The organism is Streptomyces sp. Ag109_O5-10 (assembly GCF_900105755.1).
In the GTDB taxonomy this organism is placed as follows: Bacteria; Actinomycetota; Actinomycetes; order Streptomycetales; family Streptomycetaceae; genus Streptomyces.
On sequence record NZ_FNTQ01000001.1, the window covers coordinates 5991152 to 6007379 of the forward strand.

The 16228-nt window shown below is 72.4% G+C and carries 13 protein-coding genes; 8 read left to right on the forward strand and 5 right to left on the reverse strand.

Annotated elements, in window-relative coordinates; all coding sequences use genetic code 11:
* Window positions 1–3: 3 nt before the first annotated feature.
* Genes BLW82_RS27420 through BLW82_RS27430 form a run of 3 tightly spaced genes read right to left on the reverse strand, consistent with a single transcriptional unit; the run spans window position 4 to window position 4498 of the window.
* The gene (locus BLW82_RS27420) at window positions 4–951 is read right to left on the reverse strand and encodes a hydroxymethylglutaryl-CoA lyase (protein ID WP_093502702.1); all 948 of its coding nucleotides are present in this window, start codon (window positions 949–951) and stop codon (window positions 4–6) included.
* A complete protein-coding gene (locus BLW82_RS27425; protein WP_093502704.1) occupies window positions 948–2870 on the reverse strand; it encodes an acetyl/propionyl/methylcrotonyl-CoA carboxylase subunit alpha in 1923 nt (640 codons plus the stop codon). Before BLW82_RS27425 ends, BLW82_RS27420 begins: the two co-directional genes overlap by 4 nt.
* 11 nt (window positions 2871–2881) lie before the next feature.
* Window positions 2882–4498, reverse strand: a complete 1617-nt coding sequence (locus BLW82_RS27430; RefSeq protein ID WP_093502706.1) for a carboxyl transferase domain-containing protein — start codon at window positions 4496–4498, stop codon at window positions 2882–2884.
* Between the two features lie 86 nt (window positions 4499–4584).
* Between BLW82_RS27430 and BLW82_RS27435 the strand changes: the two genes are divergently transcribed.
* The 5 genes from BLW82_RS27435 (at window position 4585) to BLW82_RS27455 (ending at window position 9413) form a co-directional block, all read left to right on the forward strand.
* A complete protein-coding gene (locus tag BLW82_RS27435; protein ID WP_093502708.1) occupies window positions 4585–5184 on the forward strand; it encodes an SACE_7040 family transcriptional regulator in 600 nt (199 codons plus the stop codon).
* 683 nt (window positions 5185–5867) lie between these two features.
* Window positions 5868–7025, forward strand: a complete 1158-nt coding sequence (locus BLW82_RS27440; protein WP_093508303.1) for an acyl-CoA dehydrogenase family protein — start codon at window positions 5868–5870, stop codon at window positions 7023–7025.
* A gap of 35 nt (window positions 7026–7060) precedes the next feature.
* Window positions 7061–7933, forward strand: a complete 873-nt coding sequence (locus tag BLW82_RS27445) for an acyl-CoA thioesterase (protein WP_093502710.1) — start codon at window positions 7061–7063, stop codon at window positions 7931–7933.
* Window positions 7934–7938: 5 nt separating this feature from the next.
* Window positions 7939–8934 carry a cation diffusion facilitator family transporter gene (locus BLW82_RS27450; RefSeq protein WP_093502712.1) on the forward strand — a complete coding sequence of 332 codons (996 nt, stop codon included), beginning with the start codon at window positions 7939–7941 and terminating at the stop codon, window positions 8932–8934.
* A gap of 146 nt (window positions 8935–9080) precedes the next feature.
* Entirely contained in the window at window positions 9081–9413 is a 333-nt protein-coding gene (locus BLW82_RS27455) for a hypothetical protein (RefSeq protein ID WP_177233083.1), read from the forward strand.
* A 100-nt stretch (window positions 9414–9513) separates the two neighbouring features.
* On the opposite strand, the gene BLW82_RS27460 is transcribed toward BLW82_RS27455, so the two are convergent.
* Together BLW82_RS27460 and BLW82_RS27465 are read right to left on the reverse strand one after the other, a co-directional pair.
* On the reverse strand, window positions 9514–10302 hold the full coding sequence (locus tag BLW82_RS27460; protein WP_093502714.1) for a phosphatase: 789 nt from the start codon (window positions 10300–10302) through the stop codon (window positions 9514–9516).
* A 65-nt stretch (window positions 10303–10367) separates the two neighbouring features.
* Window positions 10368–11891 (reverse strand): PucR family transcriptional regulator, encoded by a 1524-nt coding sequence (locus tag BLW82_RS27465; RefSeq protein WP_177233084.1) that lies wholly within the window; start codon window positions 11889–11891, stop codon window positions 10368–10370.
* 125 nt (window positions 11892–12016) lie between these two features.
* On the opposite strand from BLW82_RS27465, the gene BLW82_RS27470 reads away from it, so the two are divergent.
* The 3 genes from BLW82_RS27470 to BLW82_RS27480 all read left to right on the forward strand — a co-directional run bounded on the left by BLW82_RS27470 (window position 12017) and on the right by BLW82_RS27480 (window position 16200).
* On the forward strand, window positions 12017–13480 hold the full coding sequence (locus tag BLW82_RS27470) for a sodium:solute symporter family protein (protein WP_093502718.1): 1464 nt from the start codon (window positions 12017–12019) through the stop codon (window positions 13478–13480).
* Between the two features lie 66 nt (window positions 13481–13546).
* A complete protein-coding gene (speB, locus tag BLW82_RS27475) occupies window positions 13547–14515 on the forward strand; it encodes an agmatinase (RefSeq protein WP_093502720.1) in 969 nt (322 codons plus the stop codon).
* The gene (locus BLW82_RS27480) at window positions 14512–16200 is read left to right on the forward strand and encodes a thiamine pyrophosphate-binding protein (protein WP_093502722.1); all 1689 of its coding nucleotides are present in this window, start codon (window positions 14512–14514) and stop codon (window positions 16198–16200) included. The genes speB and BLW82_RS27480 overlap by 4 nt, the downstream gene beginning before the upstream one ends.
* The last annotated feature ends 28 nt before the right edge of the window (window positions 16201–16228 follow it).

Here is a 16228-nt window from a genome sequence, read left to right on the forward strand (position 1 = left end):
TCGTCACTCCTGGTGGGAGAGGGCGCGGACGGTACGGGACGGGCTGGGTCGGCCCAGTTGTTCGGCCATCCACACGCTGGTGGCGGTGAGTTTGCCGAGGTCTACTCCGGTCTCGATGCCGAGGCCCCGGAGCATCCAGACCAGGTCCTCGGTGGCGAGGTTGCCGGTGGCGGACTTGGCGTACGGGCAGCCGCCGAGCCCGCCGGCGGACGCGTCGATCGTCGTCACGCCGTGTTCCAGGGCCGCGTAGGTGTTGGCGAGCGCCTGGCCGTAGGTGTCGTGGAAGTGCACGCCGATGACGTTCGTCGGCACGCCCTCCTCGTTGAGCAGGGAGAGCAGTTCGAGGACATGGCCCGGAGTGGCGACCCCGATCGTGTCGCCGAGGCTCAGCTCGTCGCAGCCCATGTCGCGCAGCGCCTTGCAGACCCGGACCACCTGGTGGAACGGGACGGCGCCCTCCCAGGGGTCGCCGAAGCACATCGACACGTAGCCGCGGACGTGCACGTCCGCGTCCTTCGCCTGCCGGACGACCGGGTCGAAGACGGCCAGCGACTCGTCCAGCGAGCGGTTGAGGTTGGCCTTGGCGAAGGACTCGGTGGCGCTGGCGAAGACGGCGACCCGGCGGGCGCCCAGGGCAAGGGCGCGGTCCAGCCCCCGCTGGTTGGGGACGAGGACGGGGAGGGCGACCCCCGGCAGATCGGCGAGCTGTGGGAACAGGTCCTCCGCGTCCGCCAGTTGGGGCACCCACTTCGGGTGCACGAAGCTGGTCGCCTCGATCGTCGTCAGGCCCGCGTCGGCCAGACGGTGCACGAACTCGGCCTTCACCGACGTCGGTACGGCCGTCTTCTCGTTCTGCAGGCCGTCGCGGGCCCCGACCTCGTGGATCCGGACCCGGGCGGGCAGATCGGTGGCCGGTACGACCATGGGGAGGGCGCTCTCCGGGGCGGTCATGCCGTCTCCTCCTCGTGCGGGGCGATCACGGCCAGCACCTGGTCCATGGCGACCGTGGCGCCGGGCGTCACGTCGAGTTCGGCGACCGTGCCGGCGTGCGGGGCGGAGATGACGTGCTCCATCTTCATCGCCTCCACCACCAGCAGGCTCTGCCCGGCGGTGACCTCGTCGCCGACGGCGACCTTCACGACGGTCACCGTGCCGGGCATGGGCGCGGTGAGGGAGTCGGCGCCGGCGTGCGCGGTGCGGTTCAGCGAGGCGGCGACCGGGTCGTGGTCGCGGACCTGCCAGGCGTCGCCGTCGCGGCCGAGCCAGTCGGCGGTGTGCCGGAAGCTGTGCCGGACGCCGTCCAGCGTCACCGACACGCGGTCGGCGGTGACGGTGTGCGTGCCGCGCGGGGTGTACTCCACCGGGTCCTGCACCCGGAGGTGGAAGGCGACCGGCTTGGGAGTACCGCCGAGCCGCCAGCCGCTGGGCACCGAGAAGGGGTCCGTCCAGCGCCCGTCCGCCGCGAGCGGCCGCAGCGCCTCGAGCCGTACGGCCGCCGCCGCCTCGTACACCTCGTCCGGTACGTCGTGGGTGACCAGTTCGTCCACCACCCGCTCGACCAGGCCGGTGTCCAACTCGCCCGCCACCACCGCCGGATGGGCAAGGAGGCGGCGCAGGAAACCCGCATTGGTCTGCACGCCGAGGGTGACCGTCTCCGCGAGGGCCCCGCGCAGCTTCCGGAGCGAGGTCTCCCGGTCCGGGCCGTACGCGATCACCTTGGACAGCATCGGGTCGTACAGGCTGCCGACCTCGGAGCCCTCGCTGAGCCCGGAGTCGGTGCGGACGCCGTCGCCCTGCGGTTCGCGCAGCAGCAGCACGGTGCCGCCGGTGGGCAGGAAGCCGCGCGCCGGGTCCTCGGCGCAGATCCGGGCCTCGACCGCGTGCCCGGTGAGCCGGACGTCCTCCTGCGCGAACCCGAGCCGCTCCCCGGCCGCCACCCGCAGCTGCCACTCCACCAGGTCGAGTCCGGTGACGAGTTCGGTGACCGGGTGCTCCACCTGGAGGCGGGTGTTCATCTCCATGAAGTAGTACGACGACGGGTCGCCGCCCGGCACGATGAACTCCACCGTGCCCGCTCCCCGGTACCCGCACGAGCGCGCCGCCTGCACCGCGGCCTCGCCCATCGCCGCCCGCGTCGCCTCGTCGAGGAGCACGCTGGGCGCCTCCTCGATCACCTTCTGGTGCCGGCGCTGGAGCGAGCACTCGCGCTCGCCGAGGTGGACGACGTTGCCGTGGCCGTCGGCCAGGACCTGGATCTCGATGTGCCGGGGCCGGTCGACCCACCGCTCGACGAGGAGGGTGTCGTCGCCGAAGGAGGCGCGGGCCTCGCGGCGGGCGGCGGCGATCTCCTCGTCCAGAAGGGTCAGGTCGCGCACCAGCCGCATGCCCTTGCCGCCGCCGCCCGCGGACGGCTTGAGGAGCACGGGTGCCCCCAACGCGCGGGCGGCCTCGGCGAGTTCGGGGTCACGGCCGCCGGGCACCACCGGCACCCCGGCCGCGGCGACCGTCTCCTTGGCGCGGATCTTGTCGCCCATCAGCGCGATGGCGTCCGCGGGCGGGCCGATGAAGACCAGCCCGGCCTCCTCGCAGGCTCGCGCGAAGGCCGCGTTCTCGGCGAGGAAGCCGTACCCCGGGTGGACCGCCTGGGCGCCGCTGGTCGCGGCCGCCGCCAGCAGCCGCGGCACGGACAGATAGCTCTCGGCCGCCGGTGCCGGACCGATCCGGACCGCGGTGTCGGCCTCCCGGACGTGCCGCGCGTCCGCGTCCGCGTCGGAGTACACGGCCACCGAGCGGACGCCCAGCGAGCGGAGCGTACGGATGACCCGGACGGCGATCTCGCCCCGGTTGGCCACGAGTACGGTGTCGAACACGAGTCCCCTCCTCACATCCGGAAGACGCCGAACCGGGGTTCACCCAGCGGCGCGTTGCCACAGGCCGTCAGGGCCAGTCCCAGCACCTGCCGGGTGTCGAGGGGGTCGATGACCCCGTCGTCCCACAGGCGGGCGGTCGCGTAGTAGGCGTTGCCCTGCCGCTCGTACTGGGCGCGGACGGGGGCCTTGAAGGCCTCCTCGTCCTCGGCCGGCCAGTCCTCGCCGCGGGCCGCCAGCTGGTCGCGCTTGACCGTGGCGAGGACGCTGGCCGCCTGCTCGCCGCCCATGACGGAGATCTTGGCGTTGGGCCACATCCACAGGAAGCGGGGGGAGTAGGCCCGGCCGCACATGGAGTAGTTCCCGGCGCCGTACGAGCCGCCGACCACCACCGTCAGCTTCGGCACCCGCGTGCACGCCACCGCCGTGACCATCTTCGCGCCGTGCTTGGCGATGCCGCCGGCCTCGTAGTCCTTGCCGACCATGAAGCCGGAGATGTTCTGCAGGAAGACGAGCGGGATGCCGCGCTGGTCGCACAGCTCGATGAAGTGGGCGCCCTTCTGGGCGGACTCGGAGAACAGGATGCCGTTGTTGGCGACGATGCCGACCGGGTGGCCGTGGATGCGGGCGAAGCCGGTGACCAGGGTCTGCCCGAACTCCGCCTTGAACTCGGCGAACCGGGAGCCGTCGACGACCCGCGCGATGATCTCGCGGACGTCGTAGGGGGTCCGGGAGTCGACGGGGACGGCGCCGTACAGGCCGTAGGGGTCCACCTTGGGCTCGGTGACGGGCGCGACCTCCCAGGGAAGCGCCCGCCGGGCCGGGAGGGTGGCGGCGATGTTCCGGACGATCCTGAGCGCGTGCGCGTCGTCCTCGGCGAGGTGGTCGGTGACGCCGGAGACACGGGAGTGCACCTCGCCGCCGCCCAGCTCCTCGGCGGTGACGACCTCACCGGTGGCGGCCTTCACCAGCGGGGGGCCGCCCAGGAAGATCGTCCCCTGGTTCCGGACGATGACCGCCTCGTCGCTCATCGCCGGGACGTAGGCCCCGCCCGCCGTGCACGACCCGAGGACGGCGGCGATCTGCGGGATGCCCGCACCCGACATCCGGGCCTGGTTGTAGAAGATCCGCCCGAAGTGGTCGCGGTCCGGGAAGACCTCGTCCTGCATGGGCAGGAAGGCGCCGCCGGAGTCGACCAGGTACACGCACGGCAGCCGGTTGTCGAGGGCCACCTCCTGTGCCCGCAGGTGCTTCTTCACGGTCATCGGGTAGTACGTGCCGCCCTTGACCGTGGCGTCGTTGGCGACGATCACGCACTCGCGGCCGCTGACCCGGCCGATCCCGGCGATCACGCCGGCCGCCGGGGCCGCTCCGTCGTACATCCCGTCGGCGGCCAGGGGAGCCAGCTCCAGGAACGGCGAGCCGGGGTCGAGGAGGGCGTCCACCCGGTCCCGGGGCAGCAGCTTGCCGCGCGCGGTGTGCCGGGCCCGCGCCTTCTCGCCGCCGCCGAGCGCGGCCACGGCGAGCTTGCCGCGCAGCTCCTCGACGAGGACGCGATGCGCCTCCTCGTTGGCCCGAAAGGCCTCCGACGCGGGGTCCGCCGCGCTCGTCAGCTCCGGTGCCTGGTCCATTCCGCGATCCCCTCACCTTGTTAATGAGCGTTAACGCATCGGCATCAGGTTAACGACCGCTAACCTCCCTGTCTAGAATTGCCCTCATGGTCACGAGAACCGACGCCCCGACGCGCCGCGAGCAGATCCTCAAGGAGGCCGCCCGGCTCTTCGCCGAGCGCGGCTTCCACGGTGTCGGCGTGGACGAGATAGGGGCCGCGGTCGGCATCAGCGGGCCCGGTCTCTACCGGCACTTCGCGGGCAAGGACGCGATGCTCGCGGAGCTGCTGGTGGGGATCAGCGGGCAGCTGCTGACGGGGGCCAAGCGCCGCCTGGCGGAGGCCGACGGGGACACCGGCCCCGCGGCGGTCCTGGACTCCCTCATCGAGGGCCACATCGACTTCGCCCTCGACGACCGTCCACTGATCACCCTGCACGACCGGGAGCTGGACCGCTTGCGCGACAGCGACCGCAAGCTGGTGCGGCAGCTGCAGCGGCAGTACGTCGAGCTGTGGGTGGAGGTGGTCCGCGGCGTCTACCCGGCGCTCCCGGAGCCGGCCGCCCGCTCGGCGGTCCACTCCGTCTTCGGCCTCCTGAACTCCACCCCGCACCTGGGCCGACCGGGTTCCCTCCCGGGCCGCGGCACAACCGCGATCCTCCTCCACCGCATGGCGCGGGGCGCCTTCGAGGCGGCGGCCACAGCCTGACCCCGACCCACCCCACCCCACCGCACCGCCCCCACCTCGCAATGCCCACGCACTGTGCCCGCCTCGCCGCGTCCACCCTCTTGCTATCCGCCGCGACAGCGATCAGCCCCGACGACGGTGCCCGGCGGCGCCGTGCCGCCTCGGGCCGGTTCGGCACCGCCGGGCTGCGCCGTTGTGGCTGATCGTCGTTGCGGCGGGGGTGTGAGGGCGAGCGGAGGGGATGGTGGCGCTTGCCGCGCTTGCCGCGCTTGCCGCGCTTGCCGCGCTTGCCGCGCTTGCCGCGCTTGCCGCGCTTGCGCCGCCTGCCGCGCCTGTGCGCCTGCGTTCTGTTACCCAGCTCCGCCCGTCTCTTCGAATCCGGCGCGGCGGTGGTCAGCCCCGACGACGGTGTTCGGCGGTGCCGTGCTGCCTCGGGTCGGTTCGGCGGCGCCGGGCTGTGGTGTTGTGGCTGATCGTCGTTGCGGCGGGGGTGTGAGGGTGGTTCGGCCGTCTGGTGGGCGGGCGGTGAGGGGGGCGGCGCATTCACCTGGGGTGGGCGGTGGCGCAACCCCCGGGCGGGCGTCGGCGTGACGAGCGTTACCCCCTTCAGTCGGGGGCTCGCGCTGGACCCGTTGGCGTACTCGCCGGTACCTTGGGGTCTGAGCAAGCGCTTAGACATGCCGAAGTCCGTGGAGGTGGCGGCCGTGCGCCGTACGTTGTTCGACGAGGATCACGAGGCGTTCCGGGAGACCATCCGCGCCTTCATCGAGGCCGAGGTCGTACCGGTGTACGACGAGTGGTTCGCCGCTGGCCAGGCCCCCCGTGACTTCTACTACAAGCTCGCCGAGCTCGGTGTCTTCGGCATCCGCGTCGACGAGGAGTACGGCGGCGCCGGCATCGACTCCTACAAGTTCGAGGCCGTCCTGTACGAGGAGACCGCCCGTGCGGGCGTGTCCTTCGGCGGTTCCGGCGTGCACGTGCTGCTCGGCCTGCCGTACATAAAGCTGCTGGCGACCGACGAGCAGAAGAAGCGGTACCTGCCGAAGTTCGTCTCCGGCGAGGAGATGTGGGCGATCGCGATGACCGAGCCGGGCACCGGCTCCGACCTCGCGGGCATGAAGACCACCGCCAAGCTCAGCGAGGACGGCACGCACTACGTCCTCAACGGCGCCAAGACCTTCATCACGGGCGGCGTGCACGCCGACCGGATGATCGTGTGCGCCCGGACCTCCGCGCCGACGAAGGAAGACCGCCGGCACGGGATCTCCCTCTTCGTCGTGGACACGAAGGCGGAGGGCTACTCGGTCGGGCGCAAGCTCGACAAGCTCGGGCTCAAGACCTCCGACACCGCCGAGCTGGCGTTCGTCGACGTCAAGGTCCCGGTCGAGGACCTGCTCGGCGAGGAGAACAAGGGCTTCTACTACCTCGGCCACAACCTCGCCTCCGAGCGCTGGGGCATCGCCTTCGGCGCCTACGCGCAGGCCAAGGCCGCCGTCCGGTTCGCCAAGCAGTACGTGCAGGAGCGGGTCGTCTTCGGCCAGCCCGTCGCCGCCTTCCAGAACACCAAGTTCGAGCTGGCCGCCTGCCAGGCCGAGGTGGACGCGGCCGAGGCCGTCGTCGACCGGGCCACCGAAGCGCTCGACGCCGGTGAGCTGACGCCGGCCGAGGCCGCCAGCGCCAAGCTGTTCACCACCGAGGTCGCGCACCGCGTCATCGACCGGTGCCTCCAGCTGCACGGCGGCTACGGCTTCATGAACGAGTACCCGATCGCCCGCCTGTACGCGGACAACCGCGTCAACCGCATCTACGGCGGCACCAGCGAGATCATGAAGACGATCATCGCGAAGGACATGGGTCTGTAGGGCTGCCGCAACAACCCGCCAGTAGAAAAGGTGCCATGAACCAGGCACTAAGTGATCTCCTCGACCTGCTCGACCTGGAGCAGGTCGAGGAGAACATCTTCCGCGGCCAGTCCCGGTCCGCCGTCGTCCCGCGCGTCTTCGGCGGACAGGTCGCGGCCCAGGCGCTGGTCGCCGCCGGGCGCACCGTCCCGGCGGACCGGCACGCCCACTCGCTGCACGCGTACTTCCTGCGCCCCGGCGACCCGGGCGCGCCCATCGTCTACACCGTCGAGCGCATCCGCGACGGCCGCTCCTTCACCACCCGGCGCGCGGTCGCCGTCCAGCACGGCCGGCCGATCTTCGCCGTGTCGGCCTCCTTCCAGCTGGATGAGGACGGCCTGGAGCACCAGGCCCCGATGCCCGCCGCACCCGACCCGGCGACCCTGCCCACCTCGGCGGACCGCTTCCGCGGCTACGACCACCTCGACCCGGCCGTCGTGGAGAAGTTCCTGGAGGCCCGCGAGGCGATCGACCTGCGCTACGTCGAGGAGCCGCCGTTCGGCAAGTACGGCGAGCCGCGCGAGCCGCACAGCCAGGTGTGGTTCCGGACGAACGGCAAACTGGACGACGACCCCTTGCTCCACGTCGTCCTCGCGACCTACGTCTCCGACATGACCCTCCTCGACTCCGTCCTGCTCGCGCACGGCCGCGGCGGCTGGGCGGTCGGGGACGTGGTGGGCGCCTCGCTCGACCACGCCATGTGGTTCCACCGGCCGTTCCGCGCCGACGAGTGGCTGCTCTACGACCAGGAGTCGCCGTCCGCGCACGGCGGCCGCGGGCTCGGCCAGGCCCGGATCTACACGCAGGACGGTTCCCTCGCCATTTCCGTGATCCAGGAGGGTGTGGTCCGCGTCCCCAGGGCAGACTGACGGGCGTGACGGAAGCGAAGGCGAAGGACGGCGGCGGCGAGAGCACCTTCACGGTGATCGTCGCCGCCGTCGCCAATCTCGGGATCGCGCTCGCCAAGGTGGTCGCCGGGGTCGTCAGCGGCTCCAGCGCGATGCTCTCCGAGGCGGCGCACTCGGTCGCCGACACCATCACCGAGCTGCTGCTGCTCACCGCCCTCAAGCGCAGCGAGAAGCCGGCCGACGAGGACCACCCGCTGGGCTACGGCCCCGAGCGGTACATCTGGGCCATGCTCGCCGCCGTCGCCACCTTCGTCGGCGGCGCGGTCTTCTCCCTCTACGACGGCGCCCACACCCTGGCGGTGGGGGAGAAGCCGGGCGACCCGCTGGTGTCGTACGTCGTGCTCGCCATCGCCTTCGTGCTGGAGGGCTTCTCGCTGCGGACCGGGCTGCGGCAGGCGCGCGGGGAGGCGGCCCGTGTCAAGGCGCCGTTCAGGCTGTACCTCCGGCGCACCGCCGACACCGCCGTGAAAGCCGTGGTGATGGAGGACTCGGCCGCGCTCGTCGGGCTGGTGCTCGCGGCCGGCGGCCTGCTCGGCGGCCAGCTCACCGGCTCCGGCGTCTGGGACGGCCTCGCCTCCCTCCTCATCGGCCTGCTCCTGCTGTACGTGGCCTGGGTGCTGGGCCGGTCCAACGCCGAGCTCCTCATCGGGCGGCCGCTGCCGGGGCCCGTGCGGGAGCGGATCCGGGCGGAGCTGCTGAGGTCCGAGCACATCGTGGCCGTACTGGAGCTGACCACCCTGGTGCAGGGCCCGGAGGAGGCGCTGGTCGCCGCCAAGGTGGACCTCCGGGACGTGTCGACGGCGGCCGAGATCGAGTGGGCCTGCGAGCGGGCCGAGCAGCGGCTGCGGGCCGCGTTCCCCGCGATCGGCCGGGTCTATCTGGACCCCACGCCGGGGCCGGCCGCGGAGCCGGTCCCGGGTCCGGTGCCCGGTCCGCTTCCGGGGCCGGTTTCGGGCTGGTGAGCTGGTCCGATGACGGGTGGTGACCGCCCGAGGTGCCGTCGCCTTTATCCCGAATTAAGCTCTATGAGTGAAATGCCGCACCATGCATGTGCCGCATAGCGGACGTGCCGCGTAGCGGACGTAAGTCCGGCAGAAAGGTATTTCCCATGCGAGTACAGCGCGCGAGGCGTCTCGCCGCGATGTCCGCCGCCGGCCTGTTGCTGGCCGGTGGTGCCGCGATCGGCGCCGCGGGAACCGCCTCGGCGGCCCCCGCCTCCACTCACCAGTCCGTCGTCACCGGCGGCAGCTTCGGCGGCTGCAACGGCTTCCGGGGCGGCGGTTTCAACAACTGCCGTTACGGATACGGCGGCTACGGCTACGGGTACTACCCCACCACTGTCGCGGTCGTCCCCGTCGCGGTCGTCCCTGTCGTCGGCGTCGGCTACACCGCCGGGTTCGGCGGCTTCGGTGGTCTCGGCTTCGGCGGACTCGGGTTCTGACCGACCGACGACAGCAGACCAGGAACCCAGAGTCTCATCCAGGGTCTAGGGCCAGGCCACGATGTGCGGCTCCCGCTGCCGGGGGCCGCACATCGGTCGGTCAGGCCAGCCCCGCCTGGGCCAGCAGATACGCGGTCATCGGGTCGTAGTGCCGCGGGCTGAGCACATGGTCGTCCAGCGGTACGGCCACCTGGAGGGTGCCCTCCGACTCGGCGAGGAACAGCGCCGGGTCGTTGCAGTCCGCGTACCCGACCGAGTCCAGGCCCACCTGGGCCGCGTAGCCGGCCCAGCCGTGGTCGGCGACGACCAGGTCGGGCTGCGGCCGCCCCTCGCGCTCCAGGCCGCCCAGGACGGCCTTCATCGGCTCCCCGGAGTGCGTGTGCCACAGCGTCGCGCCGTGTTCGAGGACGGCGACGTCGGCGAACTGCATGACGTACCCCTCGTCCGTCTGCAGGCCGTCCGGGATCACCACGATCTCGCAGCCGGCGCCGCGCAGCGCGGCCGCGGTCGCCCGGTGCACGTCCAGCAGACCGCCGGGGTGACCGGTCGCGAACAGCACCCGCTGCCGTCCCTCGGCCGCCTTGCGCAGCCGCGCCGCCAGCCGGTCCAGGCCGTCCACGGTCAGCTCGGGGTCGATGGTGTCCTGGCCGTACCGGTACTCGGGGTCGTCGTTCACCCCGACCCGCTCCGCCATCACGGCCAGCACGTCCTGCTCGTCGGTCCAGCGGTCGCCGAGTTCCAGTCCCAGCCACCAGTTGCGCTCGCCGTTGGCCAGCTTGCGGTAGTGGAGCAGGTTGTTCTCGCGAGGGGTGGCGACATCGCCCGCGATACGGGTCTTCACAAGGTGCTCTACGAGCTCGGCGCGGCTGGGTGTCCCGGATATCGGCATGGCTCCATTGTGAGGCAGGGCGCCACGCGTCCGCCCTGCGTATCGCCCGCTGGGACGCGGGTCACTCACTCCTCGCGGAGGGCGAACCACAGCTCCATCCGGACGTCCGGGTCGTCGAGTTCGGCACCCAGCAGTGCCGCGCACCGGGCGATGCGCTGCCGCACGGTGTTGCGGTGGACGGTGAGGGCGACCGCGGTGCGGTCCCAACTGCCGTGCAGGGAGAGCCAGGTGCGCAGGGTGTCGGTGAGGGCGGGGTGCTCCGCGAGGGGGCCGAGGAGGGCGCGGGCGTGGGCCTGTGCGTCTTCCCGCGGGACGAGTTCGGCCAGGCCGGGGCGGCTGCCGTGCCGCAGCAGCGGGGTGCGGGTCGCTCGGGCGCGGGCCACTGCGCGTGCCGCTTGGGTACCGGCGAGGGCCAGCTGTTGCGCGGGTACGGGAGCGCTGACGCCGAGGGTCCAGCCGGGCTGTGGCTGAGGGGTCCGGTCGGCGGGGAGCAGGACCTGGACGATGTCCCCCACGGGGTCGACGAGGGTCGAGCCGAGTGCGGCGCCCAGGGCGGTGGCGGACAGGAGGTCGGGCGGGTGCGGGTGCGTGGGGGCTGGTCGCGCGGTTCCCCGCGCCCCTGACGGGGCGTGACGGTCACGTCGGTCGTCCGGCGACGCGTGTACGACCAGCCAGCTGTCCCCTCCTCCCAGCAGTGGTGCCACCTCCTCCGCCGTGTCGCCCAGCAGGAGTCGTACGAGGGCCGAGGTGCGGGCCGCGCCCGAGCCGCTCTGCTGTTCGCCGGTGAGGAGGGTGAGCAGGACCGTGGCCACCGAGGCGATGGTGTGGTCGCCCGGTTCGCGGGTGGGGGTGGCCACGCCGAGCGCGAAGCCGGTGCTGAGGGTGTAGGCGGCGAGGTGGGTGCCGGCGGCGGTGTGGGTGGCGGAGGTGGGGGTGCCGGGGCCGGAGGGGCGGACCACCTCCGCGAGCTCGGCCAGGGACGTGGTCACCGGGGGTTCGGGGCGCCGGCCCGCGGACGCGATCTCCGTGCCCTCCGGGCCGTACAGGGCCGTCCAGCCGCCCGTCCGCTGGGCCAGCTGACGCAGGACCGACGGCACCGGGTCGGGGCGGGCCGCGGCGGCGGCCAGGCTCTGCTGGGCCTCCGTGACGCGGCGCAGTTCGGCGAGGCGGGCCTGGGCCAGCAGCTGCCAGACCGCGCGGGCGACGGCGGTGAAGGGGGTCTGCGGCGGGACCTCCAGGAGCGGGAGGCCGTGGCCGTCGCAGGCCTCGACCAGGGCGCGCGGAACCGCGTCGTGCACGGGGGCCAGTCCGAAGCCGAGGGCGGCGCCGCCCGCCGCGACGATCCGGGAGACGTAGTCGTCGAAGTAGGTGCCCGAGCCCGCCGCCTCCGGGATGTGCACGCCCGCCGTCAGCAGCAGCTCGCCGCCCAGCAGGTACGGGTACGGGTCGGCCATCTCCGAGGTGTGCGCGGCGTGGATGACGAGGGACGGGTCGGCGGGCCCGGCGATCCGGCGCAGTCCGAGGTCCTCGCGGGCCAGGAGGGCGGCGAGGGGCACGGGCGGCGTGGGCGGAGCCGTGGGGTCCGGCATGGTGTGCGTTTCCTCCATCCCGTACGGCTCGAATGGATGAAACGTACACTTCGCAGCCGCTTTCCGGCCACCTAGTGTCGAGGCACCTCACCCGCCGGCGAGAACCCCCATCGAAGGAGGGCCCCGTGGCCGTCGACTACACCGTGATCGTCCTCTACCTCGCCGGCATGCTGGCCATGGGCTGGTGGGGCATGCGCCGCGCCAGGTCGAAGAGCGACTTCCTGGTGGCCGGGCGGCGGCTCGGGCCCGTCATGTACTCCGGCACCATGGCCGCCATCGTGCTCGGCGGCGCGTCCACCATCGGCGGGGTCGGCCTGGGCTACCAGTACGGGCTGTCCGGCGCCTGGATGGTCTTCACCATCGGCCTCGGCCTGCTCGCCCTCTCCGTCTTCTTCTCCGCCCGGATCGCCCGCCTCAAGGTGTACACCGTCTCCGAGATGCTGGATCTGCGGTACGGCGGCCGGGCGGGCGTGATCTCCGGGATCGTGATGTGGGCGTACACGCTCATGCTCGCCGTCACCTCGACCATCGCGTACGCCACGATCTTCGACGTCCTCTTCGACATGAACCGGACGGTCGCGATCATCATCGGCGGCTCGATCGTCGTCGCCTACTCGACGCTGGGCGGCATGTGGTCGATCACGCTGACCGACATGGTCCAGTTCGTGGTGAAGACGATCGGCGTGCTGCTGCTCCTGCTGCCCATCGCGGTCGTGAAGGCGGGCGGGTTCGGCGCGATGAGGGCGAAGCTGCCGACGTCGTACTTCGACCCGCTGGGCATCGGCGGCGAGACCATCTTCACGTACGTGCTGATCTATACCTTCGGCATGCTCATCGGGCAGGACATCTGGCAGCGGGTGTTCACCGCGCGCGGCGACCGGACGGCGAAGTGGGGCGGCACGGTGGCCGGCACGTACTGCCTGGTCTACGCCCTCGCCGGGGCCGTGATCGGGACCGCGGCCAGGGTGCTGTACCCGAAGCTGGGCAGCCCGGACGACGCCTTCGCGACCATCGTCAAGGACGAGCTCCCGGTCGGCGTGCGGGGGCTGGTGCTGGCGGCGGCCCTGGCCGCGGTGATGTCGACGTCCTCCGGCGCGCTGATCGCCTGTGCGACCGTCGCCAACAACGACATCTGGTCGCGGCTGCGGGGACGGGCCGGGACCGGCGCACGGGAACACGACGAGGTGCGCGGCAACCGGGTCTTCATCCTGGTCATGGGGCTCGGGGTGATCGGCACGGCCATCGCCCTCAACGACGTGGTCGAGGCGCTGACCGTGGCGTACAACCTGCTCGTCGGCGGCCTCCTCGTCCCGATCCTCGGCGGGCTGCTGTGGAAGCGCGGCACGGTCCAGGGCGCCCTGGCCGCCGTGACCGTAGGCGGCCTCGCGGTGATCGGCCTGATGGCGGGCTACGGCATCCTCGCCAACGAACCCGTCTACTACGGCCTGCTCTCCTCCCTCGTCGCGTACGTCGCCGTCTCCCTGGCGACGAAGCCGACCGACGCGGCCGTGCTGGCCAACTGGCGGGAACGGCTCGCGGGCCGTGGCACCCCCGAACTCGTGTCCGAACCGGTCCCGGCCCACCAGTAGAGTCGTAGCAGAAGTAGTGCATAGCGGTACGTACGCGATGAAGCGTAGGAAAGAAGGCAGCACCCCATGAGCAGCAACGAGACACCCCGCGGCCCCGTCGACTCCTCCCGCGTCCCGCGGTACGCCGGTCCCGCGACCTTCGCCCGGCTGCCCCGCCTCGACGAGGTCGGCCGCGCCGACGTCGCCGTGGTGGGCGTGCCGTTCGACTCGGGCGTCTCGTACCGGCCCGGCGCCCGCTTCGGCGGCAACGCCATCCGCGAGGCGTCCCGGCTGCTGCGCCCCTACAACCCCGCGCAGGACGCCTCGCCCTTCGCCCTCGCCCAGGTCGCGGACGGCGGTGACATAGCCGTCAACCCCTTCAACATCAACGAGGCGGTCGAGACGATCGAGGCCGCCGCCGACGATCTCCTCGGCACCGGCGCCCGCCTGATGACCCTGGGCGGCGACCACACCATCGCCCTGCCCCTGCTGCGCAGCGTCGCCAAGAAGCACGGCCCGGTCGCGCTCCTCCACTTCGACGCCCACCTCGACACCTGGGACACCTACTTCGGCGCCGAGTACACGCACGGCACCCCGTTCCGGCGGGCGGTGGAGGAGGGCATCCTGGACACCTCGGCCCTCTCGCACGTCGGCACCCGCGGCCCGCTCTACGGCAAGCAGGACCTCACCGACGACGAGAAGATGGGCTTCGGCATCGTCACCTCGGCGGACATCTACCGCCGGGGCGCCGACGAGGTGGCCGACCAGCTGCGGCAGCGCATCGGCGACCGTCCGCTCTACATCTCGATCGACATCGACTGTCTGGACCCCGCTCACGCCCCGGGCACCGGCACGCCCGAGGCGGGTGGTATGACGTCCAGGGAGCTGCTGGAGATCCTGCGCGGTCTGGCCACGTGCCACCTCGTCTCGGCGGACCTCGTCGAGGTGGCCCCCGCGTACGACCACGCCGAGATCACCTCGGTGGCGGCCTCGCACACGGCATACGAACTGACCACGATCATGACCCGACAGATTGCCGAGGCTCGTTCGAAGTGACGCACGACCACGACCTGGTGCTCCGCCCGACCGAGGCGCAGACGGCCGCAGCCCTGAACCCGCCCGCCGGCCGCAACGGCGGAGACCTGGTCGTGGAGACCCTGGCCGGGCTCGGCGCGACCACCGTCTTCGGGCTGCCCGGCCAGCACGCCCTCGGCATGTTCGACGCCCTGCGCCGCTCCTCGCTGCAGTACGTCGGCCTGCGGGTGGAGAACAACGCGGGCTTCGCGGCGGACGCCTACGGCAGGATCACCGGCGAGGCGGCCCCGCTGCTCCTCTCCACCGGCCCCGGCGCGCTGACCTCGCTGGCCGCGCTGCACGAGGCGGCCTCGGCGTCGGCGCCCGTCCTCGCGATCAGCAGCCAGATCCCCACCGCGGGCCTGGGCGGCGGCCGCCACGGCTACCTGCACGAACTCCCGGACCAGGCGGCCTCCTTCCGGGGCGTGGTGAAGTCGGTCCACACCGTCCGCACCCAATCGCAGATCCCGTCCGCGATCGCGGCCGCCTGGCAGTCGGCGCTGACCGTCCCGCACGGCCCGGTGTGGGTGGAGATCCCGCAGGACGTGCTCCTCGCGGACGCCGCGCTGCCCGTGGTGACGGCGGTCGACGCGACCCCCGACGAACTCCCCCCGCGCCCCGAACTGACCGCGGTGGCGGCCGACCTGCTCTCCCGCGCGGCCCGCCCGGCGATCATCGCGGGCGGCGGCGTCGTACGGGCGGACGCCTCCGGGAAGCTGCGGCAACTCGCGGAGACGCTGAACGCTCCGGTCGTCACCACGTACGGCGGCAAGGGCGCGTTCCCCTGGCATCACCCCCTGTCCCTCCAGTCCTGGCTGGAGGACCGGCACACCACGGACTTCCTGGAGGACGCCGACGTCCTTCTCGTGGTGGGCTCGGGCCTCGGCGAACTCTCCTCCAACTACCACACGTTCAAGCCGCGCGGCCGCGTGATCCAGATCGAGGCGGACCTCGGCAAGCTGGAGTCCAACCATCCGGCGCTGGGCATCCACGCCGACGCGCGGCTCGCGCTCCAGGCCCTGCTGGAGACGGTGACCCCGCGCGCGGACGACACGGCGGCCGACCGGGTACGGAACCTCCTCGGCAAGGTCTCCGACCGCATCGCCGCCCAGGAACTCACCCTGGAACAGGAGGTGCTGGCGTCGGTCCGCCGCGCGCTCCCCGCCGGTTCGCCGTCCTTCTGGGACATGACGATCCTGGCGTACTGGGCCTGGTCAGCCTTCGACGCCCAGGCCCCGAACCTCATGCACTCCGCCCAGGGCGCCGGCGGCCTCGGCTACGGCTTCCCCGCGGCCCTCGGCGCGGCCGCCGCCGACCCGAGCCGCCCGGTCCTGGCGGTCTCCGGCGACGGCGGCGCCCTCTACTCCATCGCCGAACTGGCGACCGCGAGGCAGCACGACCTCCCGGTCACCTGGCTCATCGTCGACGACGGCGGCTACGGCATCCTCCGCGAGTACATGACCGACGCCTTCGGCGAGCCGACGGCGACGGAACTGTCCCGCCCCGACTACGTGGCGCTCGCCGAGTCCTTCGGCGTCCCGGGGGTCCGCACGTCCCCGGAGACCCTGGAGACCGACCTCGCGAAGGCGCTCGCCGAACCGGGCCCCTCGGTCGTCGTACTCCCCGCCCTGCTGCGGATGTTCGCGCCGACGCACCTGGTGGACTGAGCCGGTCCAGCGCCCCTGAGGGGTGCGG